We start from the raw sequence: 21758 nt of genomic DNA on the forward strand, positions 1-21758 counted from the left end.
CGCCGGAGCAGGCAACGCGAGATCCGTGCATGAGTTCCGCCCGACGCAAGCCCGACGCCCTGTCTGCAAGCCTCGCACAGACGGCGCAGGCAATCGAGACCCTGCTCGATGCCCTGCTGTCGGAGGCGCCCCGCGCTGGCGAGATGGCGCGGCCGCGGCCGCAGCCGCTGCTGGCGGCGATGCGCCATGGCGCGCTCGGTGGCGGCAAGCGGCTGCGGCCCTTCCTGACGGTGGAGACGGCGCGGCTCCTCGGCGGCGATCCCGCCTGCGCCCAGCGGGCGGGCGCGGCGGTGGAACTCGTGCACTGCTATTCGCTGGTGCATGACGATCTGCCGGCGATGGACGACGACGATCTCAGGCGTGGCCGGCCGACCGTGCACAAGGCCTATGACGAGGCGACCGCGATCCTTGCCGGCGACAGCCTGCTGACGCTCGCCTTCGAGGTGATGGCCGACGCGGAGACGCATCCGTCAGGCGAGGTGCGGGCCGCCCTGGTGCTGGCGCTGGCGCGGGCCTCGGGGCTGGGCGGCATGGCAGGTGGGCAGATGCTCGATCTCGCTGCCGAGGGGCGCTTCGATGGCGGCGTGCCGCGACGGCTGTCGGAGGCCGATATCCGCCTGCTGCAGGCGATGAAGACCGGCGCGCTGCTGGCGGCCAGCGTCGAGATCGGCGCGCTGATCGGGGCTGCGACGGACAGCCAGCGTCTGGCGCTTGTGGCATATGGCCGGGCGCTGGGAGCAGCCTTCCAGGTCGCCGACGACATTCTCGACGTCGAGGCCAGCACCGAGGCGATGGGCAAGGCGACGGCCAAGGATCAGGACAAGGGCAAGGCGACGCTGGTTACGGCGCTGGGGCTCGACGCGGCCAAGCGGGAGCGCGATCGCCTGAGCGAGCAGGCGGTCATGGCGCTGTCAGGGTTCGGGCCGGAGGCGGACATGCTGAGGGCAGCGGCGCGGTTTGCGGCTGAGAGGCGGAGTTAGGAGTTGGCGCGGGCGAGATGGCCGCTATGGGTCGAAAGCGGCCACTCCCACCCCTCATCTCACCCCTAGCGCCACCGCCCAAACGCGTCCGCCAGCGTCTGCCCGCCCGAAAAGCCCTTTTCGAAGGTGATGATGCCGCGCCGGCCCGAAACGAAGCGCACGGGCACGTCGATCCAGTTGCGGCTGGTCATCAGGTCGATGTTGCGGTCGACCTCGACGGGCACGTTCGAGAGCGCGGCGACGAAGAGGTTTTCGCCCAATGCCGAGTTGATCGCCGAGAGCGGCGCGCCGCGCTCGTTCTCGTCCGTCTTGAACTGCGGCACGCCGACCTCGCGGATCGCGTCCGTGCCCTGGATGCCCGCCCCGCTGAAGCGCAGGCCGATAATGTGGGAGGCCGGAAAGGCGGTGTCGGCGTTGCGGCGGATGGTGAAATCGAGCGACAGGCCGGATTCGGGCACCTCGATCGTGGCGCGCACGATGGTCTCGACCGGCCGGCCCTGCCCGACGCTTTCGGAATCGAGCCGCCAGAACACGCGCCCGTTGATGGCGCGCGGCTGCTGCGGGTTCTCGGGCACCTCGGTGTAGAGGATGGCGCGCTGCGCGACAGCGACCTCGGGGCCTTGCGGCGCCGTGGCGGTCGCGCCCGGGTTGGGCCGCGCCTGCTGCGGGGGCGGCTGCACCTCGCCGACGCGGTCGCCGAGCTTGCCGGCGGCGTCGGGCTGGGCCGGCTGTACTGGAGCCTCCGGGCGGGGGCGGGCGGCTGTCTCTGGCGCCTTGATCTTGTTGACGTAATAGGCGGCGCCGGCGATCGCCGCGACCGCGATGGCGACGCCGACGCCGACGATGGCGGTGCGGACATGGCCGGGGTTGACGCGGCGGTCGCGCGGCGGCGCGACGCGCGGACGGATCGGCTGGGCTTCGGCCGGCTCCGGCAATGGCGCTTCGGGTTCGGTTCCGGCAGGTTGCGCCGCGACGGGATCGGGCTGGACGCCGGCCGTGGTTTGCTGCGGCGGAAGCTCGGCACTTTCCCGTGGCGGCGGCGCTTCGCGCAGCCGCTCATGCGCGGACCGGAAGATTGCGACCGTCTGGTCGCCGGGCTGCGCCGGGCCGCCGCCATAGTCGGCCTCGACCTTGGCCATAGCCTCGTCGAGCGAGAGACGTTCGCGCATGATCTCGGCCTCGCCGAGCGGCGGGTCGAGGCTGCGCAGCTGTGCGACGAGCGCGGTCCTGGCCCGGTCATAGACCGCCTGACGCGCCGGTGGCGACTTGTCGGGCAGCCCGGCAACCGCACGCGCCAGGATGGGATAGAAATCGGCCATTGGCCTCACTTGTCGATGTTGGCTGGACCCGTCAACCCTCGAAGGCGGATCTGCCTTGGTGGGGAGCGGTAGCCCGCAGGGCGGAGCTACCCCTCAAAAGGATTATGGACCAATATGGTGTCGTCGCGTTCCGGGCTGGTCGAAAGCACGGCGACGGTCGCGCCGATCAGCTCCTCGATACGCCGGACATATTTGATCGCCTGCGCCGGCAGGTCGGCCCAGGAGCGCGCGCCCGCGGTCGATCCTTCCCAGCCTTCGATCGTCTCATAGACCGGCTCGACACGGGCCTGGTCGCTCTGGCCGGCGGGCAAGTGCTCAAGCAGTTCGCCGTCGAGCCTGTAGCCGGTGCAGACCTTGATCTCGCTGAAGCCGTCGAGGATGTCGAGCTTGGTCAGCGCGATGCCGTCGATGCCGGAGGTCTTGACGGTCTGGCGCACCAGGCAAGCGTCGAACCAGCCGCAGCGGCGCTTGCGGCCGGTGACGACGCCGAATTCCTTGCCCTTCTGGCCGATCAGCTCACCGATCTCGTCGAAGAGCTCGGTCGGGAAAGGGCCCTCGCCGACGCGGGTCGTATAGGCCTTGGCGATGCCCAGCACATAGCCGACGGCCGAGGGGCCCAGCCCCGAGCCGGTCGCGGCCTGGCCGGCGACGATGTTGGAGGAGGTCACGAACGGGTAGGTGCCGTGGTCGACATCGAGCAGCGCGCCCTGCGCACCCTCGAACAGGATGCGCTTGCCGGCGCGGCGCTCGCGGTCGAGCAGGGCCCATACCGTATCGGCATAGGGCAGGACCTGCGGCGCGATCCTGGTCAGCAGCGACAGCAGTTCCGCGCCATCGACCTCGGCGATGCCCAGGCCCCGCCTCAGCGCATTGTGATGCGCCAGCAGCCGCTCGATCTTGGCTTTCAGGATCTCGGGATCCTTCAGGTCGACGACGCGAATCGCGCGCCGGCCGACCTTGTCCTCATAGGCCGGGCCGATGCCGCGCTTGGTCGTGCCGATCTTCAGCCCGGCATTCGAGGTCTCGCGGAAATGGTCGAGCTCGCGATGCAGCGGCAGGATCAGCGTCGCATTGTCGGCGAGCCGCAGGTTCTCAGGCGAGATCGCGACGCCTTGCGTGCGCAGCCTGTCGATCTCCTCGACAAGATGCCAGGGATCGACGACGACGCCATTGCCGATCACCGAGAGCTTGCCGCCACGCACGATGCCCGAGGGCAGCAGCGAGAGCTTGTAGACGACGCCGTCGATGACGAGCGTGTGCCCGGCATTATGGCCGCCCTGAAAGCGCACCACCACGTCGGCCTGGCTCGACAGCCAGTCGACGATCTTGCCCTTGCCCTCGTCGCCCCACTGGGCGCCGACCACCACCACATTGCCCATGGTTCAGGTCTTCCTGCTTGTCTCGACGGGTGACTTGCCCTGACGGTTTCCGGCAAGCACCAGCGCATGAAAAACCCCGGCGCAAGACCGGGGTTCCGAAGCAGGTTCTTGCAAGCCCTCTTGGGCCAATAGGGTGGCGAGGTCAAGACCGGGGCGATTTTTGCACCGCCGTTCGCACCGCGCCCTTGCCGCAAAGTCATTTCCATTCATGGCCGACTGCGGTAGCGTGACCCGCCGTCCTGTTGCGAAAGCCGGGGTGAGACGATGTCGACGCTGAAGCCGTCCGAATACGCCGCCCGCTACTTACCGATCAAGGTGCCCGGCAAGGCCGAGATCTACCCGATCCAGGTCGATCGCTACCATATCGGCAACCCGACGCCGGTTCAGTACCAGTTCTGGAGCGCGGTCGGCGACTATTACACCAGGAACCTCAAGGGCAATAAATACGCCTTTCTGGAGGTTGTGGTGAACGGCATGACGATGCTGTTTTCCAGCCGCGAGCATATCCGTCAGGCGCTGATCAATCCGTTCTGGGGCAAGGGTTCGCCGGAGGATTGCCAGATCGTCCTGCAACTGGCGGTGAAGCTCGGTCTCGTCCAGGACGGCGCGCTGCAGGACTGGGCGAACCGCAATATCGGCCTCGACTGCAATGGCTTCGTCGGCAACTACCTCTTCCACGAAGTGATGGGCCGCGACTGGAGCACGGCGGCCAATGACGAGAAGGAGCCGGGTCCCAAGGCTACCATCGATGTGATCTTCGACTGGGTGCTCAGGCGGGGCGGCAAGGCGATCACCGACATCAGCGCGATCGACCCGAGCGTCAGCCACGTCGTCGTCCGGGTCGATGACTACGGGAAGATCATCCCGGGCGGGCCGGCCGGACTCGCTGCCGGCTATGTCGGGCACATCGCCGTGACCGAGCCTGGTCAGATCATGCACCAGTCCTTCGTCAGCGATTCGATGGGCGGGCTCGATCTCGCCTCGGCGCAACGCGGGCTCTACGGCAAGACCGCGTTGCGCAACTACGAATCGGCGGGCGAGGCCAGGGACGGCATCAAATGGGGCCTCCATCCCAACTGGATGGTGTTCCAGAACCCGGTGAAGGGCCAGCCCGGGGTGTTCGAGGTCCAGCGCGACCGCATCGCCAAGCTCGACCGGATCCGGCTCGCGCCGATCGCCAATATCGCCTGACGGCCTGCCCGGCGTTTACCGCTGGGGCTGGGCCTGCGGCGCGAAGGTGAGTTCGCGATCGCCGGGCCATTTGATCCGGTAGGCCAGCTTGATCTCCTTGTCGGCGCCAGCAGCCAGATCGAAGCTCCAGGCCTGCACGCCGCGCTTGTCGCCGACCAGTTTTTCGGTCGGCGGGGTCGTCTGCGGCAGGGTCTCGATGGTGATCGTGCTGACCTCTGAGAAGGGGATGCGCTCGGTGACGACGACCTTGACGGCCTGCGCGTGCAGGCTCTTCACCACCGTCTTGAACTCACGCAGGTCGGTGCGGGTCTGGCCGAGCCAGGTCGGGTCGTTCTCGCGCCGGCGGACGGGGCTACGCGTCACCTTGAGCTTGTCGTCGGCGCCAAAGCCGAGCTCGACCTTGTCGCCGGGCGCGACAAGCCCGACCCGGCCCTTGCCGATATAGCCGCCGTCACGGTGCAGGAAGACCTCGCCGGGCAGCAGCGGCGCCTCCTCCTCATGGGTGAATGCCGCTTCGAGATAGGCGCGCTCCTCCAGCTCGGGCGTGGTGCGGGCGAGCAGGGCAGGCGCGATCTTGCTCTGGCTCAGCACGACCGCCTTCGACGAACCGTCCTGCGGGATGGTGACACGGCCGGGCACCGCGAAACTCGCCTGATAGGCGCCGGCCTCGACCGTCGCGGTCTGGATCGTGGCCTCCTGCTTGGCGGCGCCTGCAACGCGGTCTTCCAGCGCGGCGGCAGGGCTGAAGGCACGGCCGACGGGAGCAGCCGGGGCCGCACTCGTCCTGGCCCGGCTCTCGTAAACCGTCGGCGGCTCGAAGAACATCACCTGCATGGCCGGCAGTTCCGGCGCGCGCGTGCCGCCGGCCGAGCGTGTGGTCGAGAGCGTGACCGCGACGTCGCTCCAGTCCTCGCCCGTGCGCTGGCGCAGTTCGGCCCGGCGCACGAAGGCGATCTCGGGCTTGGCCGTGGTGCTGCCGGTCGACAGCCGCGCCTCGTATTGCGGCGTCCAGTTCGCGCCGGTGACGCGATAGCTCACGGTGAATTCGGCGGCGACCGTCGCGCGCGCCTCGACGGCGATGGCGACATCGCGCCTGGGCGCACCGGGCCGTCCGGCCTGCGGGCGGGCGCGTTCGAGGGCTACGATCTCGGCCTCGGTCTCGACAGCCCGGGCGCGGACGCCGCGCAACTCCTCATGGACCTTGACCAGCGCGGTGCCGATCGCGTCGAACACCGCCGGCCAGTCGGCGACGGCTAACGCCTTGCCCTCGGGGCCGAGCTTGTCGGGACCGGTCTGGGCGAAGCGCTCGATCGTGGCGCGCTTGGCCTCGATTGCCGCCGCCTGCCCGTCGAGCGCGGCCTTCTCGCCCCGCAACGTCTTGAGCTTGCCTTCGATCACGCTGTCGAGGCCGGGCCTCGCCTCGCCGGGCGCGAGGCGGACATCGACCGCTCCGATCGCGAAGCCGGCGTCTCCTTTGCCCTCGACCCGGATCGAGCCGGGATCGACGGCGGCCGGCAGACCGCGCAGCACGATCTGCGAGGCGCCTTCCAGCAGTTCGGCCCGGCCCAGCCGGGTCACGACCGCGCCGTCGGGATAGACGGTGACGCGGTCGATGCGCGAGGCGAGTTCGATTTCGGCCGCGCCGGCAAAGCTCGGTGCGACGATCAGTGCGGCGGCGAGTCGGCTCATCATGATGCTATCCCCTCCCAAATCACGGTGACGTGATAGGCGGGGCGGATTCCGGCGCGGCGAAGGCGGAATTGGGCCGGAACGGGGAAAGTGTTGACGTAACGCGAGGTCTGGCCTCGCGTCAGGCCACCCGTTCGATCAGGGTGGCGCTGGCCTGGTTCATTCCGGCGACCTCGACGGCGACGCCATGGGCCTTGTAGCGCTGCACCACCTTGTCGAGCGCGGCGACCGCCGTGACGTCCCAGAAATGGGCGCGCGACACGTCGATATGCACGCTGACCTGGCCGGCTTCGGCAACCTCGAACGCCTCGATGAAGGCGTCGGCCGAGGCGAAGAAGACCTGCCCGGAGACGCGATAGCGCGAGGTCCCCTCCGCCTGGTCCGGCTCGCGTTGGACATGCAGCAGGCGTGCGACCTTGAAGGTGAAGAACACGCCGCTGAGCACGACGCCGATGGCGACGCCCAGCGCCAGGTTCGCGGTCGCGATGGTCACCGCCACCGTCGCCAGCATGACGATGCTCGACATTCTGGGGTGTGCCAGAACGGCGCGCAGGGACGACCAGTTGAAGGTGTCGATCGAGACCATCACCATGATCGCGACCAGCGCGGCGACAGGCACCTGCGAGACCCATGGCTTCAAAAGCACCATCAGGATCAGCAGGAAGACGCCGGCAAACATCGTCGAAAGCCTGCCGCGCCCGCCATATTTCACGTTGCTGACGGTCTGGCCGATCATGCCGCAGCCGGCGATGCCGCCAAACAGGCTCGCTGCGAAATTGGCGAGGCCCAGCCCGGCGCATTCGCGGTTCTTGGAGCTCGTGGTGTTGGTCAGATCGTCGACGACGCTGGCGGTCATCAGCGATTCGAGCAGGCCGACCATGGCGATCGCGATGGCGGGCCCGATGATGATGCGCAGCGTCTCCAGCGTCAGCGGCACATTCGGCAGGGCGAAGGCGGGCAGCGAATCCGGCAGCAGGCCGAGATCGCCGACGGTCTTGACCGGCAACTGCAGCCAGATCGCGGCGACCGTCAGGATGACGACGCAGATCAGCGGGGAGGGGATCGCGGTGGTCAGGCGGGGGGCGGCGTAGATGATGACGAGGCCCGCCGCGAGCACGCCATAGGTGGCCCAGCCCTCGCCGCCGAGATGGGGAAGCTGGGCTGCAAAGATCAGGATGGCGAGCGCATTGACGAAGCCGGTGCGGACTGACTGCGAGACGAAGCGCATGAGGACGCCGAGCCGCAGCAGACCAAAGACGATCTGGAGCAGCCCCGCCAGCAGCCCGGCGGCGAGCAGATAGGCCAGGCCGTGGCCGGCGACGAGCGGGGCCGCCACCAGCGCAACGGAGCCGGCCGCGGCCGAGACCATGGCCGGACGCCCGCCCGCGACCGCGATGACGATGGCGATCACGAAGGAGGCGAAGAGGCCGACCTGAGGATCGACGCCGGCGGCGAAGGAGAAGGCGATGACTTCGGGAATGAGCGCGAAGGTGGCGACAGCGCCGGCGAGCAGTTCGCGCACGGGATGCGCGAACCATTCGCGGCGAATGGAAGACAGGGTCATTGGGGGTCTCGCAAAGCATGGCCGTCTACGAAACCCGGGACCGGGCTCGCGCAGTGACGGAGGAAGCATCTTGCGTGGTCCGGCGGATTGGCGGCCGGAAGAGCCACCCGGATTTTCACCGGGTCCTTGTGGATGCCACGACCTTTAGCCCGAGCTGCCGGAGGCGATCAACCCGGACGACGGCATATCCGGCACGCGTTTGTCAGCCGTCCCTCAGGCCCGCCCGCGCGCGCTCGCCTGAGGCTGGACCCGCTGTTCCAGGAAATTCCGCAGTTCGGTGACGCGGCGATCGGCGTCGAGCACCTCCTCGTCGAGGCCATGGCCCCAGGCGAGGTCGAAACGCGCGGGGTCGGCGTCGAGCGCCGTGATCTCGTCGAGCCAGCATCGCGCCGCCGCCTCGTCCTTGCGGAAGCCCTCCTCGATCAGGACCGGGATCATCCGCCCGAGAATCGAGGCGACCTGCGCGAGCGGGAATTCGGGATGGTACTGCACGCCCCAGAAGATGCCGCCCTGATGCCGGATCTCGGCGGCGTGGACGGCGCTGTAGGCGTTGGAGGCGAGCACGGTGGTGTCGCCTGGCGGCTGGACGATGGTGTCGAGATGGATCGCGGGGGCGTCGAATGAGAGCGGCCGGCCAGCCAGCAGCGGGTGCTGGCGCCCGGCTTCCGTCAGCGTGATCTTGCGGGCAAAGCCGATCTCGCGGCCCCGGGGATTGGCGGTGACGGTGCCGCCGGCCGCGACCGCGCCGATCTGGATGCCCCAGCAGGAGCCGAAGCAGGGCGTGCCGCTGGCGTAGATAGCGCGCATCAGCTCGATCTGGCGGGTCACCGCCGGTTCGGGCCTGTCGATATGCAGCGACGAGCCGGTCAGGAAGATTCCGTCATAGGATTGCAGCCCCGCCCCGTCGGGAAGGTTTGCGCCCTCGTCGGCCGGCAGGCAGATGTCGGTGAGCGCGCCCGAGGCGATCGCGGTGACTTCTTCCGCATAGGCGGCGGCCGGCGACAATCCGCGATAGCCGGCCGCGTGGTTCTCGCGTTGCTCGCGCGTGTTGCCGTCGACGACGAGCAGGCGGAGCGGGCGGTACGTCGTCTCGAGGCTGGTCATGGCGGGATGCGTCCGGCGATGGGCGGCGTTGCGCCTCATCTCACATGACGCGAAGCGCGCGCAAGGCTATTGCAGGCGCCCGACCCATGTCGAACTGGCCACTGCCTTGTCACCTGCCAAATCGCCTGCCGCATCACCTGCCAGATCCCTGCCGCAGCGCTTCTGGGGCAATGCCTACCTGCTGCTGACGCTGACCATGCTGATGTGGGGCGGCAACGCGGTAGCCAGCCGTCTGGCGGTCGGCCACATCTCGCCGATGGCGCTGACCTCGCTGCGCTGGGTCTTCGTCTGCGCGGTGCTGCCATGGATGGTGCGCCGCGAGCTTGCCGAGCACTGGCCAGCGCTCAGGGCGAACTGGAAGCTGATCGTGATGATGGGCGCGGTCGGTTTCACCGGCTTCAACGCCCTGATGTACCAGGCGGCCTATTCGACCACGGCGATCAATATCGGCATCCTGCAGGGCTCGATTCCGATCTTCGTGCTGGTCGGCGCGCTGGTCGCTTATCGCACGCCGATCGGCCGGCTGCAGGGGCTGGGCGTGCTGGTGACGCTGCTCGGCGTAGCCGTGGTGGCAAGCCGGGGCGACTACCATGTGCTGAGCGCGCTCGCCTTCCTTCCGGGCGACCTCTGGATGATCCTGGCCTGCACCTTCTACGCCGGCTACACGGTGGCGATCCGCTCGCGCCCGGCCATGCCGGGGCTGGTGTTCTTCACCGCGCTCGCCTGCGTCGCCTGCATCGTGTCGCTGCCGCTGCTGGCGCTCGAAATCGTCCATGGCAGCATTCTCTGGCCGACACCGAAGGGCTGGCTGATTCTCGCCTATGTCGTGATCTTTCCCTCGCTGCTGTCGCAGCTGTTCTTCCTGCGCGCCGTCGGGCTGATCGGGCCGGGGCGGGCCGGCATCTTCGTCAATCTCGTGCCCGTCTTCGCGCCGATCCTCGCCGTCTTCATCCTCGGCGAGCAGCTGGCGCTCTATCACGCGCTGGCGCTGGCGCTGGTGCTGGGCGGCATCTTCATCGCCGAGCGGATCGGCAAGCGCGTAGCGTGACTGCCCCCCGACGCAGCGTCAATTCGATCTTGTCGTGCCGGCGTCGCCGGGGCAGCATCGTGCGATCGACTGAGGGGATGCCGGCATGGGGCGCATTGCAACGATGGGGCTTTCCGCCCTGCTGACGCTGCTGGTCGTCATGCCGGCGCGGGCCGATCTGGGCTTGCCCGACTACGTCAGGCTGCCGCCCCAGATCGTGCTCGACCCCGATCAGGCCTTGTTGAGGGAGGATTTCGGCCAAGCCGAATTCTCGACGGATGCAGCGGGCGCGACCAAGGAGGAGAAGCGCGGCCGGCATTTCGCGCGCTGGTTCGCCTACAAGCCCGCCACCGGCGAGCCCGCCCCGGGTTATGACAACGGCACGGAAGCGCGCATCCACGCCGCCTTGCAGGGCAGTCTCGCCAAAACCGGCTGGCAGAACGTCTTCACCAGCGAGGATAAGAGCCAGTTCTCGCTGCGGCTGATGCGGGATGGCAAGGAGATCTGGGCCGCCATCCGGATGGATGGGCCGCAGGCGCAGGTCTTCATCGAGATCGTGGAAGTCGGCAGCGCCGCGCCGACGCTGAAGCTTTCGCCCCCCGCAACCAAGCCCGAGAAGGTGTCCGACAAGCAGGACCTGCCCTATCTTCCGCCCTGGCCCGGTTCGAAACGCACGGGCGAAGGGCGCGCCGACGGGCCGCTCGATGTCGGGGAGCCCGGCAAAGGCGAGGAACCGCGCCTCGTCGGGCAGGGCGTCGTGATCCGCTCCTATCAGGGGCCGGCCACGCTCTCGCGCCTGCAGTTCGTCAGTGACTATCGCGAGGCCCTGCTCGCGGCGGGCTGGAGCGTCGTCTATCCCGTGACGCCGGAGGCTGTCGTCGACCATGCCAGCCTCGTCGCCCATTACGCCCGCGACGGCCGCGATATCTGGGTGAAGCTGTTCTACGAATTCACCGCGAGCCTGAGCTACAGCGTCGTCGATCTCGGCGGAGAGGACTGGTCGGCCGCGCTGGCGAGGGACTGCCGCCTGCCGCTTTACGGCGTGTTCTTCGATTTCAACAAGGCGGCGCTCAAGCCTGAATCCGACCCGGTCCTGACCAAGGTCGCGGCGCTGCTGAAGGCGCAAGGGGCGGCCAAGGCCGAAATCCAGGGCCATACAGATGCGATCGGCGGCGACGATTACAATCTCATGCTCTCGGATGCGCGCGCCGCAAGCGTCCGGACATGGCTGACCCAGCATGGCGTCGCGGCCGAACGCATCGCCTCGAAGGGCTATGGCAAGAGCCAGCCCGTCGCCGACAATGGCAGCGACGAAGGCCGCGCCCGCAACCGCCGGGTCGAACTGGTCCGGCTCGGCTGCACCCGCAAATAGACAGGTCTCAGCGCAGCGCCTCGACCGCCAGCCGCGCCATGGCGGCGTGGGCCGACTCGCGCTGCCGCGGCGTCGCGGTCGAGCCCGCCAGATAGACGGCGATGGCGAAGACGCGGCCATCGGGGAGCGTCACGACGCCGATGTCGTTGGTGGCGTGGTTCAGGCCGGCAGCCGAGGGGCCGAGCCCGGTCTTGTGGGCGAAACGCGCGGCCCTGGGCAATCCGGCGCGAATCCGGTCCTTGCCGGTCAGCGCGCCGGCGGCGATTTCCTCCAGGAATTTGTTGTGCGCAGGCTCGCGCAGCCAGCTGCCCCTGGCCAGCGCTTCCAGAAAGGCGATGGAGGCATCGGGCGTCGCGGCGTCCCGCCGGTCCGTCAGGGTCGCTTCAAGCCGCTTGCGGCGCTCGGCTGCGGGGATGGCCTGGACGGCCGCGCCGAAGGCCTTCGTGTCGATCACCTCGTCCCAGCCATAGCCCGGCAGGCCGAGGATCTCCGGCTGGAAGACGCGTTCATAACGGTCGACGGAGATGCCGGTGAGGCCACCCTGCTTCAGCATGGCTGTGAGGGTTTGAGGCCCGCCGATCAGCCGCATCAGCAGGTCGGCGGCGGTGTTGTCGCTTTCCGCCGCCGCGAGCCGCACGAGTTCGCGCAGCGGCACGCTCTGGCGCTCGCCCCTGAAGCGGGCGGCCAAGGGGCTGTGATAGAGCGACAGGTCGCGGCGCGTCACCGTGACCGGCTGGTCGAGTCCGAGCTTGCCGGCCTCGACCGCCTGCAGCACGGCCACCGCCAGCGGCAGCTTGAACACGCTCTGCAGTGGAAAGGGCTCGGAGCCGCGATGCGACCAGCCTGCGCGGTCATTGAGGTCCAGCAGCGCGACGCCGAGCCGGCCTTTCGATTCGCGTTCGATGGCGGCGATGCCGTCATCGAGCTTCGCCTTGTCCCAGTCGGCGAGGGCAGGCGTGGCGATCAGGCAGGCGAGGGCAAGGATGGCGTGGCGAAGCATGGGCATCTCCTGTGGCGGGGCGCACGGGAGAAGGTGATTGCGGCGGGGGTGGGGCGGTTCAGAAGGCCTTGGGAAGGCCCGCATCCTTCATGATCTTGTTGGCGGTGTGCCGCGACTTGATTTTTGAATCTACCGGAATGGTGATCCGTTTGACCGGATGCCGCCAGACCTCATGGTCGCCCTTTCCAGACCGAATCCGTTCAAAGCCCGCGGCTGCAAGCCTTTCCCGTACGGCTGAGGTGAAGTTGTTCATGTCCAGCGTCAGCCGTGATTCGTTCCACGACTCAACCGCTGTTCAGCTCAGTCCACAAGGGTGGTGAATGACTTACGCGAGTTATTGGCGCTATCCACAGCCGTCCACATGCGAAATCAGATCGTCAGACATCAAGCTGCGGTGCTTACGCGCTCATGCGTATGGGCAATGATGTCAAGCTCGATGGTGTCAGGACGATCCGCGGCATCTTCCAGCAAATCGGGAATGATGTCGCGGATGCGTTGACGTAGTCCCTCGAGAGTTTCGCTCTCTGTCGAGAGGCCGGGGATATCAGCCTCTTCGACGTACCAGACCGAAGCCTCGTCATCCCAAGCTGCTCTGACGACAGCGTGCCGCTTCATGTCGATGCCCTGACCATATCTCAGCCGAATCATGCGTGATGATCCGTCTGGCTCCAAGAGTTTTTTCGGCCCACCGTCAGAACCGCAGCCGTCGCGCCCGCTTGACCATCGGGATCTCGTGGATCCTGGCCAGCAGCGCGTCCGAGATCGGCTCGTCGACCGCGACATAGCAGATCGCGTCGCCGCCGGGCTTGTCGCGGCCGAGCGAGAAGGTCGCGACATTGACGCCGGCCTCGCCTAGAGCCAAGCCGAACTGGCCGATGAAGCCCGGCTTGTCGGCGTTGCGGACATAGAGCATGTGCGGGGCGAATTCGGCATCGACCTGGATGTCCCGGATTTCGACGATGCGCGGCTTGCCGTCCTGGAAGACCGTGCCCGCGGCATGGCGGGGCATGTCCTCGGCCTCGACCACGATGCGGATGACGCTTTCGAGATTGCCTGCGACCTCGCGGGTCAGCTCCTCGACGACGATGCCCTTCTCCCTGGCGATCATCGCGGCATTGACCATGTTGATCTCCGGCAGGAACGGCCTGAGCACGCCGGTGATCGCCGCAGCCGAGATCGCCTTCAGGTTCAACGCGGCGACCGCGCCCTCATACTCGATCCGGATGCCCTTGACCGGGGCCTCGGTGAGCTGGCCGAGGAACGAGCCGAGCTTTTCGGCGAGCGCCACGAAGGGCTTGATGCGCGGCGCTTCCTCGGCCGAGATCGAGGGGAAGTTTACCGCATTGGTGATCGCGCCCTTCAGCAGATAATCCGACATCTGCTCGGCGACCTGCAGCGCGACGTTTTCCTGCGCCTCGCTGGTGGCTGCGCCGAGATGGGGCGTGCAGACGACGTTCTCCAGCCCGAATAGCGGATTGCTCTCCGCCGGCTCGACCGAGAACACGTCGAAGGCCGCGCCCGCGACATGGCCGGACTTGATCAGCGCCGCCAGCGCGGCCTCGTCGACCAGCCCGCCGCGCGCGCAGTTGATGATCCGCACGCCCTTCTTCGTCTTGCCGAGGTTTTCCGCCGAGAGGATGTTCTTCGTCTTTTCCGTCATCGGCACATGCAGCGTGATGAAATCGGCGCGCCTGAGCAGGTCCTCGAGCTCGACCTTCTCGACGCCGAGTGCGACGGCGCGCTCCGGCGACAGATAGGGATCGAACGCGATCACCCGCATCTTCAGGCCGATGCCGCGCTCGGCGACGATCGAGCCGATATTGCCGCAGCCGATCAGCCCGAGCGTCTTGGCCGTGATCTCGACGCCCATGAAGCGGTTCTTCTCCCATTTGCCGGCCTGGGTGGAGGTGTCGGCGGAGGGGATCTGGCGCGCGAGCGCAAACATCATCGCGATGGCGTGCTCGGCGGTGGTGATCGAATTGCCGAAGGGCGTGTTCATCACGATGATGCCGCGCGCGGTCGCTGCGGGGATTTCGACATTGTCGACGCCGATGCCGGCGCGGCCGATCACCTTCAGCTTTGTGGCGGCCTCCAGCAGCTTGGCGGTCGCCTTGGTGGCCGAGCGGATGGCGAGGCCGTCATACTCGCCGATCATCGCGGCGAGCTTGTCCTTGTCCTTGCCGAGGCTGGGATCGAAGGTCACGTCGATGCCGCGATCCCTGAAGATCTGCACTGCGGCGGGAGACAGGGCGTCGGAGATCAGGACGCGCGGGGCGGGATTCGTGGTCATCGGGAAAAAGCTCCGGCGGCGCGGCGCTGGGCGCTCGGGCTCGCGTGAATTTCAGAAATCGGGGAACCGCCCCGTCATTCCGGACAAGCGGCGAAGCCGCGCCGATCCGGAATCCATCGTAAGGCGCTGACTGTGCTCTACGATGGATTCCGGGTCTCCGCTTCGCTGCGCCCGGAATGACGGCGCGTCTTGTGCGCAGCGCTCAGGCCGCCTTCTTGCTCAAGCCCGCCTTGGCCTCGGCGAAAGCGTAGGAGATCCACGGCAGCAGCGCCTTGAGGTCGCGCGACTGGACGGTCGCGCCGCACCAGATGCGCAGGCCGGGCGGGGCGTCGCGATAATGGCCGAGATCGTAGCCCGCGCCGGCCTTTTCGATGATCGCCACCACCTGCTTGGCGAAAGCGGCCTGCGCGTCGGGAGCCAGCGCGGTCACGGCGGGGTCCGTGAACGTCAGGCAGACCGATGTGTTCGAGCGCGTCTTCGGCTTCACCGCGAGGAAGTCGATCCAGTCGTTCTCGCGCACGAACTTGGCGAGCACGCGGAAGTTGCCGTCGGCCCGCTTCACCAGCCCGTCGAGCCCGCCGACCTTCTTGGCCCAGTGCAGCGCATCGAGATAATCCTCGACCGCGAGCATGGAGGGCGTGTTGATCGTCTCGCCGGCAAAGATGCCCTCCGAGAGCTTGCCGCCCGAGACCATGCGAAAAATCTTCGGCAGCGGCCAGGCCGGCTTGTAGGTCAGCAGCCGCTCGACCGCGCGCGGCGAGAGGATGATCATGCCATGGGCCGCCTCGCCGCCGAGCACCTTCTGCCAGGAGAAGGTGGTGACATCGAGCTTTGGCCAGTCGAGGCGCTGGGCGAAGGCGGCCGAGGTCGCGTCGCAGATCGTCAGCCCCTCGCGGTCATCGGCGATCCAGTTCGCATCGGGAACGCGCACGCCCGATGTCGTGCCGTTCCAGGTGAAGACGACGTCGCGCGTCTTCGTGTCGATCGTCTTGAGGTTCGGCAGCGCGCCATAAGGGGCGGTGATGGTGCGGACATCGGTCAGCTTGAGCTGTTTTGCGACATCGGTCACCCAGCCCTCGCCAAAGCTCTCCCAGGCGACCATGTCGACGCCAACAGCGCCCAGCATGCTCCACATCGCCATCTCGACCGCGCCGGTGTCGGACGCCGGCACGATGCCGATGCGGTAATCGGCCGGCACCTGCAGCACCTCGCGGGTCAGGTCGATCGCGAGCTTGAGCTTGTCCTTGCCGACTTTTGCGCGGTGCGAGCGGCCGAGCGCCGCATCCGACAGGGCTTTGAGGTTCCAGCCGGGGCGCTTGGCGCAGGGGCCGGACGAGAAATGCGGCACGCGCGGAAGCGCGGCCGGAACGGTATTCGCCATCGATGTCTCCATCCTTACAGATGGGCGCGCCGCGTTGGGGCGGCGTGTCCCGGGGATGGGGGTATGCGGGGAGGGGTGGGGGAGTCAAGCGGTGGGGGCGGTAGGGACCATTGGGTGCTAATTCGCTTCTGACTGAGAACGTTCACTCAGCCGCGCCCACCAAGGTAAGACGTCGCGAATTTTTTGCTTAAACGGATAAGGGCGCTGCTGGCGACGCTTCGGAAGCAACCGCCGGCGAACGTTTGGTAGTAACCAGCCTCTATATTCTAAATCTGTAGCAACACGCGCAGTTTCAAGAAATTCTGCTGGTGTAGTGTATGAAAGAACGCTCTCTAAATCGTCGATCAGGCAAAATGTAATAGGAATATGATCTTCATCAATAATTCCAGTGTCGGTGCCGGCCTCGATTTTTGCTTTTGCGAATAGCTCTTCAATTATGGCAGGCGCGATGGACAGCCAGCTATCGAGCGTTATTACCATTCCCCGCAGATTGGGGTGGCATTTTTCGGATGGGACGATCCCACGGCGTACATGAGAGACGAACCTCCAAATCTGAAAAATTCCATGCGCCAGTTCGTCATATCCGCGGCTTTCATTCGTGAGAGGCTCTTCCGCGAACCGCGCTGCATGGGAAAGGCGGGTGGATTTGCATTCAAAGATAAACGATAGTTTGCCGCTCTCGTACAGCAGGACGTCAGGCGTATCTGCTGTTTTTCCCTTTGAGCCGTATTTATAGCTTGTCACGACGCGCTTCGGGGCCAGATACGCTGCAAGCAACTGTTGAACGTAAATTTCAAATTGCTTCGCGATTTCATCTCTCACGTATTTCGGTCCGCGTATCACATCATAGAATATACCAGATGAACACCTGAGACCCACGAGTTCTGGCAATGGAACGTAGATATTTTTTCCGAAAACGATACATGGGTGGGTGCGGAATAAGCTTTTCTTATAGCTAACATGACTGTCGTCAGAGCGCAAATCTAGGGCAGTATCTCGGGCTCTGTCGTGGGATTTCGCGATCACATCCACAACATTTTGAAGTATGTGCTGCGGTAGGCCGACCTCGGCGAGGCCATTATTTACGCTTATAAAGGGAGAGTACAGAGCATGAGTGTAAATTGCGAAGCATCCAAGCATAAAATTTTCCAGTGAAAGACCCATGGATTTTTCGAAATACGTCCGCGACAATGGGCCGCCATAAAGAAACGCCGCGCGGTAAAGCTGCGGCAAAGATATAAATCCGCGCTGCCATTCGAGTTGCCGCTGGGAGATCCTATGCATCTCGCGGAGGCCTCGATTGGCCTGATGGATCAGTTGATGATCCAAACCCTCCAAGTCGTAGAGCCGATTATAGAACAGGGCGAAATCGTTGAAGTTGCGGCAAGGCTGATGCGGCCAGTGTTGCCCAGTCAGATTTGCGTTCGCTAGTAGCTCGTTGAGGAGGGTCTCCAGGGCCCATGGATGAATGGCAGGCGTTGAATTCCAATCGCGTGTGGCCGCCTCTGGAGGGAATTGAAAGTACTTACTAGCCGCTGCCGCCCTGCCGTTTTGAGCAGCGTGGATTGCCCAGCACATAAGGAAAAATGCCTCATGATCGACCCGTGCAAGAAGGGCTTCAAGCTTTCGGCGGCTGATGTTGCGGCGTATTTTGCTCATCGCTCTATCCTAGGATGGAAATCGGTATCCTAGGATAGAAATCGGTTTTCCCGTGGCCCGGCAGGGTTTAAGCCTCTCCGTCATGGTCGCCCTTGTGGCGACCATCCACGTCTTGCGACGCTGATGGCGGATGAGTGCTTCCGAAACCGGCGCCTGGTCGCTCTGGCGCGAAGACGTGGATGGTCGGGACAAGCCCGACCATGACGGGTGAGGCTTGCCCCCGGTCGCATTGCCTTCACGCAAGTCCCTCATACAAATCCCGCCAGTCCGGGTTGTGCTGCATGATCGTGCGGGTCTTGTAGGCGCGCAGCCAGCGCTTCATCGAAGTCTCCCGCTGGATCGCGCTCCCGATCTCGTCATGCCATTCGTACCAGACGAGGCGCCTGAGGCTATAGCTCTTGGTGAAGCCCTCGCAGAGCCCTTCGCGATGCTGGTGAACGCGGCGCGAGAGATCACTGGTCACGCCGATGTAGAGCGTGCCGTTGGGCCGGTTCGTCATCATATAGACCCAGCCGCCCTTTTTCTTCATCGTTGCAGGATGAAAGAGCGGAAGCGCGACGGCAAGAGCCGTTTCGTCGCGCCTTTCCCGTCATGGTCGCCCTTGTGGCGACCATCCACGTCTTGCGACGCTAATGCCCGGCGAGCCGTCAGACGATTGCGCCCCCGTCTAACTGGTCAAGACGTGGATGGTCGGGGCAAGCCCGACCATGACGGAGAAGGCGTACAAAAGTAATCCCCGCCCTCCATGCACCCGCCTATCCTGCCACTACCTCATCCCCGAGGGGCGGCCGTCCGGAGGCATGCTGGCGACCGGGATGGGGGCGGCGCCTGCGGCTGGCCTTGCACGCCAGACTCGGGAGGCTTCGGGGCACCGCCCTGGGGGTACTATGGCCCCTGCGCGAGGAGCTCGCTGGAACGGTCGGCCGGTCGAGGCCGCAGGAGTGACGATGCGACGAGGCGATGAGCCGAACTGGCGTCGAAGCGAATGCGGCTGAAACCCACGACCCGATAAGCGCGGCCCGGAGTCTGAAGAAGAACGCCGACGAGCGGAGCGCCACGGGGCGTGCGGCAGGTGGCTCAATCCTGCCGCGCCGCGACCTGGCTTAACGGTTGCGGTTTTATATCCACGCGCCTCGCGGCGCTCCGCTGCCCCTCACCAACCGACGCCGCAAGGCGGGCGGGGATTTGGCGTGCCTTTCGTCCCGCAGGGGAGACGGCGCACCGGGAATGGAGCAAACGATGAAACGCCTCGAATGGCAGACCCCCGAACAGGCGCAATGGCAGGCCGACTACATGCGCGAGCGGGCGCGCCGCCACCGCGCTCTCGTCGACCGGATGGAGACATGGCGGCATTGCCCGCAAAAACCCTGCGGCCGCCAGCGCAGTTGCGGAGCCGAGGATCCCGGCTCCTGCCTGCACGCAGTCTTCGCCGCGATGGACGACGACACGCGCACGGAGTTCGCCCTCCTGGTCGCGGCGATGTCCGGCGGCGCGACGTTCGAGGAGGCTCAGCGCCAGGTTCGGGCGAGGATCGCGGCGGCGGATGCCGCTCTCGGATATGAGACATCGGCGAAAGACGAGACCGGGGGCGGCAAAGCCGCTGTTTCGTGATAGGCAGCCCGCCTCTCCCCCACAGGTTGACGATCATGGCCCGCAAGACCCCCGAACAGCTCGCCCAGGAATTCGAGGGCCGCAAGGCCAAGGGGCTGGCCAAGGGCGGGGCGGCCTATTGGCCCAACGTCATGGCCAATGCGGTGCTGCGGCTGACCGCGACGGGGACGATGTCGGTTGCGGCGCTGCTGGAGGCGCTGGAAAAGGATGGGCAGGCGAACGACGTCGCGCTCAAAGCCGGCGCGACCGAGGCCGTCGCGCGGCTGAAGCAGGCGGTGGCGAAGGGGAGCTGAGCCGGCCCTTCTCCCCTTGCGGGAGAAGGTGGCGCGCAGCGCCGGATGAGGGGTCGTGTCGACTTATCATATTGATAAAAAAGACTTATCTGAAAGGGTTATGCGACCCCTCATCCGTCATCGCTGGCGCGATGCCACCTTCTCCCGCAAGGGGAGAAGGGACCCGCCGCCTCAGCCGCCCTTCAGCCTGGCGGTGCAGAGGCTGAAGTAGCCGCCGCCCTTCTGGACCCATTTCAGCTCGCCATTGCCGCCCTTGGCCTTGTTGGCGTTGAACTGGTCGTCGCAGGTCTTGAAGCGCTGGGTGCCGATCGGCAGGGCTGAGTATTTCGGGTCGATCCGCGCCGGAAAGACGACATTGGCCGGGGGCGGCGGCGTCAGCGTCGCGGGCGGATTATAGGGACCGACCGGGGCTTTTTCCGTCTCACCGCACTGGATTTTGCGGAACTCGTTCCAGGACTGGCCCTTCAGCGTGCCGGCGGTGCGGGCGGCGTTGAATTTCGCGCTGCAGTCCGCGCCTGTCTGGGCGAAGGCGGGGCTGGCCGCGCCAAGCGCAAACCCGGCCGCGAGAACGAGCGCGGCGGCTGCGGGTGCGATCGGGTTTCTGGTCATGCTGGTCATGTCGAGGCCTTCAGCGGATTCTGGCGCGGATATCTGCCGCCGAGGCCGTGCCGCGCGCAAGGCCGAATTCGCGCGCCGGCCGCGGCCAGCGCCGATGCAAGCGGGTTTGGCACGGCTGTTGCTAGCCTCCGGGCGACGACGTTTCGTCGTGCCCGGGGTGTTTGCCTGCCCATGCTTGCGTCCGTCCAGCCCGATGTGATCGCGGCCCAGCCGCTGACGCTCGACGGCGTCACGCATAGTTATGGCGGGGCGCTGGCGGTCGACAATGTCACGCTGGAGGTCGCGGGCGGCGAGCTCGTGGCGCTGCTGGGGCCGTCGGGCTGCGGCAAGACCACGCTGCTGCGGATCGTCGCCGGCTTCATCCAGCAGAGCAATGGCAGCGTCATCATTGACGACCGGGCGATCGACAAGCTGCCGCCCAACCGCCGCGAGATCGGCATCGTCTTCCAGAATTACGCGCTGTTTCCCCATCTGACCGTCGCGCAGAACATCGCGTACGGGCTGGCGGCGCGCGGCGAGAGCCGGCAGGTCCAGTCCGATCGCGTCCGCGAAATGCTCGCCACCGTGCAGATGCAGGCCTTCGCCGACCGCAAGCCCAAACAGCTTTCGGGCGGGCAGCAGCAGCGCGTGGCTCTGGCGCGGGCGCTGGCGATGCGGCCGCGCATTCTCCTGCTCGACGAGCCCTTTGCGGCCCTCGACAAGAACCTGCGGCTCGACATGCAGATCGAGATCAAGCGGCTGCAGCGCCAGTTCGCCCTGACGGCGATCATGGTGACGCACGACCAGGACGAGGCGATGGCGATCGCCGACCGGATCGCGGTGATGAACGCCGGCCGGATCGAGCAGCTCGGCACGCCCGTCGAGATCTACGACCAGCCGGCGCGGCTCTTCGTCAACAACTTCATCGGCTCCAGCAACCTGTTCAGCGGCAAGGTCACCGAGCAGTTCGAGGGCGGCTATGGGGTCGAGCTCGCCAATGGCGCGCATTGGCGGGTGCTGTCGAAGGCGCGCTTTTCGCCGGAGAACACGGTGATCGTCTCGGTGCGGCCCGAGCAGATGATGCTCGCCGACGAGGCCGCGGCCGAACGCTTCCCGGTCGCGCTCAAGCTCAGCCTGCCGATCGGCGGCGAGATCATCCATGACGTCACCAGCGCGTCTGGCGAGTCGATCAAAATCGCGCTGCCGCGTCGTCCGGGCGTGGCCGCGAGCAAGGCCGAGAGCGCCTTTTGCGGGCTCGCCGAACATGCCCGCCCCGTCCTGTTTCCGCCGCCCGCGTCCTGA

20 protein-coding genes and 1 other annotated feature are annotated in these 21758 nt (G+C 66.4%); of the genes, 7 read left to right on the top strand and 13 right to left on the bottom strand.

Features of this window, described 5'->3' with window-relative positions; genetic code table 11:
• Window positions 1-29 precede the first annotated feature (29 nt).
• Complete coding sequence (locus AC1DZY_RS07565; protein WP_476819483.1) at window positions 30-980, top strand: polyprenyl synthetase family protein; 951 nt, start codon at window positions 30-32, stop codon at window positions 978-980.
• A gap of 65 nt (window positions 981-1045) precedes the next feature.
• Here the strand turns inward: AC1DZY_RS07565 and AC1DZY_RS07570 are convergent, their stop codons facing one another.
• Together AC1DZY_RS07570 and AC1DZY_RS07575 are read right to left on the bottom strand one after the other, a co-directional pair.
• Window positions 1046-2299 carry a histidine kinase gene (locus AC1DZY_RS07570; RefSeq protein ID WP_476819484.1) on the bottom strand — a complete coding sequence of 418 codons (1254 nt, stop codon included), beginning with the start codon at window positions 2297-2299 and terminating at the stop codon, window positions 1046-1048.
• 86 nt (window positions 2300-2385) lie between these two features.
• Window positions 2386-3678: an adenylosuccinate synthase gene (locus tag AC1DZY_RS07575; RefSeq protein ID WP_476819485.1), complete on the bottom strand. Its 1293-nt coding sequence runs from the start codon at window positions 3676-3678 to the stop codon at window positions 2386-2388.
• A gap of 264 nt (window positions 3679-3942) precedes the next feature.
• Here AC1DZY_RS07575 and AC1DZY_RS07580 point away from each other — a divergent pair, with 264 nt between their 5' ends.
• On the top strand, window positions 3943-4869 hold the full coding sequence (locus tag AC1DZY_RS07580) for a hypothetical protein (RefSeq protein WP_476819486.1): 927 nt from the start codon (window positions 3943-3945) through the stop codon (window positions 4867-4869).
• A 15-nt stretch (window positions 4870-4884) separates the two neighbouring features.
• Here the strand turns inward: AC1DZY_RS07580 and AC1DZY_RS07585 are convergent, their stop codons facing one another.
• The 3 genes from AC1DZY_RS07585 to AC1DZY_RS07595 all read right to left on the bottom strand — a co-directional run bounded on the left by AC1DZY_RS07585 (window position 4885) and on the right by AC1DZY_RS07595 (window position 9226).
• Window positions 4885-6561, bottom strand: coding sequence for a mucoidy inhibitor MuiA family protein (locus AC1DZY_RS07585; RefSeq protein WP_476819487.1), 1677 nt, complete (start codon window positions 6559-6561; stop codon window positions 4885-4887).
• 118 nt (window positions 6562-6679) lie between these two features.
• Window positions 6680-8122 (bottom strand): SulP family inorganic anion transporter, encoded by a 1443-nt coding sequence (locus AC1DZY_RS07590; protein WP_476819488.1) that lies wholly within the window; start codon window positions 8120-8122, stop codon window positions 6680-6682.
• A 73-nt stretch (window positions 8123-8195) separates the two neighbouring features.
• Window positions 8196-8251 (bottom strand) — a sequence feature (sul1 is cis-regulatory element that is thought to sense ions involved in sulfur or methionine metabolism; They are found in Alphaproteobacteria).
• An 84-nt stretch (window positions 8252-8335) separates the two neighbouring features.
• Window positions 8336-9226: a type 1 glutamine amidotransferase gene (locus AC1DZY_RS07595; protein ID WP_476819489.1), complete on the bottom strand. Its 891-nt coding sequence runs from the start codon at window positions 9224-9226 to the stop codon at window positions 8336-8338.
• Window positions 9227-9332: 106 nt separating this feature from the next.
• On the opposite strand from AC1DZY_RS07595, the gene AC1DZY_RS07600 reads away from it, so the two are divergent.
• Both AC1DZY_RS07600 and AC1DZY_RS07605 read left to right on the top strand, forming a co-directional pair.
• The gene (locus tag AC1DZY_RS07600; RefSeq protein ID WP_476819490.1) at window positions 9333-10274 is read left to right on the top strand and encodes a DMT family transporter; all 942 of its coding nucleotides are present in this window, start codon (window positions 9333-9335) and stop codon (window positions 10272-10274) included.
• A gap of 85 nt (window positions 10275-10359) precedes the next feature.
• Entirely contained in the window at window positions 10360-11625 is a 1266-nt protein-coding gene (locus AC1DZY_RS07605) for an OmpA family protein (protein WP_476819491.1), read from the top strand.
• 7 nt (window positions 11626-11632) lie between these two features.
• On the opposite strand, the gene bla is transcribed toward AC1DZY_RS07605, so the two are convergent.
• The 7 genes from bla to AC1DZY_RS07640 all read right to left on the bottom strand — a co-directional run bounded on the left by bla (window position 11633) and on the right by AC1DZY_RS07640 (window position 18484).
• Window positions 11633-12625 (bottom strand): class A beta-lactamase, encoded by a 993-nt coding sequence (bla, locus tag AC1DZY_RS07610; protein WP_476819492.1) that lies wholly within the window; start codon window positions 12623-12625, stop codon window positions 11633-11635.
• Between the two features lie 58 nt (window positions 12626-12683).
• Entirely contained in the window at window positions 12684-12878 is a 195-nt protein-coding gene (locus AC1DZY_RS07615; protein WP_476819493.1) for a type II toxin-antitoxin system HicA family toxin, read from the bottom strand.
• Between the two features lie 131 nt (window positions 12879-13009).
• Window positions 13010-13273 carry a DUF1902 domain-containing protein gene (locus tag AC1DZY_RS07620; protein ID WP_476819494.1) on the bottom strand — a complete coding sequence of 88 codons (264 nt, stop codon included), beginning with the start codon at window positions 13271-13273 and terminating at the stop codon, window positions 13010-13012.
• 43 nt (window positions 13274-13316) lie between these two features.
• Complete coding sequence (serA, locus tag AC1DZY_RS07625; RefSeq protein WP_476819495.1) at window positions 13317-14915, bottom strand: phosphoglycerate dehydrogenase; 1599 nt, start codon at window positions 14913-14915, stop codon at window positions 13317-13319.
• A gap of 202 nt (window positions 14916-15117) precedes the next feature.
• A complete protein-coding gene (locus AC1DZY_RS07630; protein WP_476819496.1) occupies window positions 15118-16296 on the bottom strand; it encodes a phosphoserine transaminase in 1179 nt (392 codons plus the stop codon).
• 117 nt (window positions 16297-16413) lie between these two features.
• Window positions 16414-17955 (bottom strand): hypothetical protein, encoded by a 1542-nt coding sequence (locus AC1DZY_RS07635; RefSeq protein ID WP_476819497.1) that lies wholly within the window; start codon window positions 17953-17955, stop codon window positions 16414-16416.
• A 235-nt stretch (window positions 17956-18190) separates the two neighbouring features.
• Window positions 18191-18484: a GIY-YIG nuclease family protein gene (locus AC1DZY_RS07640; protein WP_476819498.1), complete on the bottom strand. Its 294-nt coding sequence runs from the start codon at window positions 18482-18484 to the stop codon at window positions 18191-18193.
• A 710-nt stretch (window positions 18485-19194) separates the two neighbouring features.
• On the opposite strand from AC1DZY_RS07640, the gene AC1DZY_RS07645 reads away from it, so the two are divergent.
• Together AC1DZY_RS07645 and AC1DZY_RS07650 are read left to right on the top strand one after the other, a co-directional pair.
• The gene (locus tag AC1DZY_RS07645; protein ID WP_476819499.1) at window positions 19195-19566 is read left to right on the top strand and encodes a hypothetical protein; all 372 of its coding nucleotides are present in this window, start codon (window positions 19195-19197) and stop codon (window positions 19564-19566) included.
• Window positions 19567-19601: 35 nt separating this feature from the next.
• Window positions 19602-19859, top strand: coding sequence for a hypothetical protein (locus AC1DZY_RS07650; protein ID WP_476819500.1), 258 nt, complete (start codon window positions 19602-19604; stop codon window positions 19857-19859).
• 171 nt (window positions 19860-20030) lie between these two features.
• Here the strand turns inward: AC1DZY_RS07650 and AC1DZY_RS07655 are convergent, their stop codons facing one another.
• Window positions 20031-20477, bottom strand: coding sequence for a hypothetical protein (locus AC1DZY_RS07655; RefSeq protein WP_476819501.1), 447 nt, complete (start codon window positions 20475-20477; stop codon window positions 20031-20033).
• Window positions 20478-20648: 171 nt separating this feature from the next.
• On the opposite strand from AC1DZY_RS07655, the gene AC1DZY_RS07660 reads away from it, so the two are divergent.
• The gene (locus AC1DZY_RS07660; protein ID WP_476819502.1) at window positions 20649-21758 is read left to right on the top strand and encodes an ABC transporter ATP-binding protein; all 1110 of its coding nucleotides are present in this window, start codon (window positions 20649-20651) and stop codon (window positions 21756-21758) included.

Source organism: Allobosea sp. P2_A10, assembly GCF_056405115.1.

What these genes read in the sequence shown, in the direction of transcription:
- AC1DZY_RS07595 (WP_476819489.1), bottom strand. Translation starts at nt 9,226, where the DNA reads ATGACCAGCCTCGAGACGACGTACCGCCCGCTCCGCCTGCTCGTCGTC.
- AC1DZY_RS07580 (WP_476819486.1), top strand. Translation starts at nt 3,943, where the DNA reads ATGTCGACGCTGAAGCCGTCCGAATACGCCGCCCGCTACTTACCGATC.
- AC1DZY_RS07620 (WP_476819494.1), bottom strand. Translation starts at nt 13,273, where the DNA reads ATGATTCGGCTGAGATATGGTCAGGGCATCGACATGAAGCGGCACGCT.
- AC1DZY_RS07630 (WP_476819496.1), bottom strand. Translation starts at nt 16,296, where the DNA reads ATGGCGAATACCGTTCCGGCCGCGCTTCCGCGCGTGCCGCATTTCTCG.
- bla (WP_476819492.1), bottom strand. Translation starts at nt 12,625, where the DNA reads ATGCTTCGCCACGCCATCCTTGCCCTCGCCTGCCTGATCGCCACGCCT.
- AC1DZY_RS07640 (WP_476819498.1), bottom strand. Translation starts at nt 18,484, where the DNA reads ATGAAGAAAAAGGGCGGCTGGGTCTATATGATGACGAACCGGCCCAAC.
- AC1DZY_RS07615 (WP_476819493.1), bottom strand. Translation starts at nt 12,878, where the DNA reads ATGAACAACTTCACCTCAGCCGTACGGGAAAGGCTTGCAGCCGCGGGC.
- AC1DZY_RS07660 (WP_476819502.1), top strand. Translation starts at nt 20,649, where the DNA reads ATGCTTGCGTCCGTCCAGCCCGATGTGATCGCGGCCCAGCCGCTGACG.
- AC1DZY_RS07570 (WP_476819484.1), bottom strand. Translation starts at nt 2,299, where the DNA reads ATGGCCGATTTCTATCCCATCCTGGCGCGTGCGGTTGCCGGGCTGCCC.
- AC1DZY_RS07650 (WP_476819500.1), top strand. Translation starts at nt 19,602, where the DNA reads ATGGCCCGCAAGACCCCCGAACAGCTCGCCCAGGAATTCGAGGGCCGC.
- serA (WP_476819495.1), bottom strand. Translation starts at nt 14,915, where the DNA reads ATGACCACGAATCCCGCCCCGCGCGTCCTGATCTCCGACGCCCTGTCT.
- AC1DZY_RS07590 (WP_476819488.1), bottom strand. Translation starts at nt 8,122, where the DNA reads ATGACCCTGTCTTCCATTCGCCGCGAATGGTTCGCGCATCCCGTGCGC.
- AC1DZY_RS07575 (WP_476819485.1), bottom strand. Translation starts at nt 3,678, where the DNA reads ATGGGCAATGTGGTGGTGGTCGGCGCCCAGTGGGGCGACGAGGGCAAG.
- AC1DZY_RS07565 (WP_476819483.1), top strand. Translation starts at nt 30, where the DNA reads ATGAGTTCCGCCCGACGCAAGCCCGACGCCCTGTCTGCAAGCCTCGCA.
- AC1DZY_RS07645 (WP_476819499.1), top strand. Translation starts at nt 19,195, where the DNA reads ATGAAACGCCTCGAATGGCAGACCCCCGAACAGGCGCAATGGCAGGCC.
- AC1DZY_RS07605 (WP_476819491.1), top strand. Translation starts at nt 10,360, where the DNA reads ATGGGGCGCATTGCAACGATGGGGCTTTCCGCCCTGCTGACGCTGCTG.
- AC1DZY_RS07585 (WP_476819487.1), bottom strand. Translation starts at nt 6,561, where the DNA reads ATGATGAGCCGACTCGCCGCCGCACTGATCGTCGCACCGAGCTTTGCC.
- AC1DZY_RS07655 (WP_476819501.1), bottom strand. Translation starts at nt 20,477, where the DNA reads ATGACCAGCATGACCAGAAACCCGATCGCACCCGCAGCCGCCGCGCTC.
- AC1DZY_RS07635 (WP_476819497.1), bottom strand. Translation starts at nt 17,955, where the DNA reads ATGAGCAAAATACGCCGCAACATCAGCCGCCGAAAGCTTGAAGCCCTT.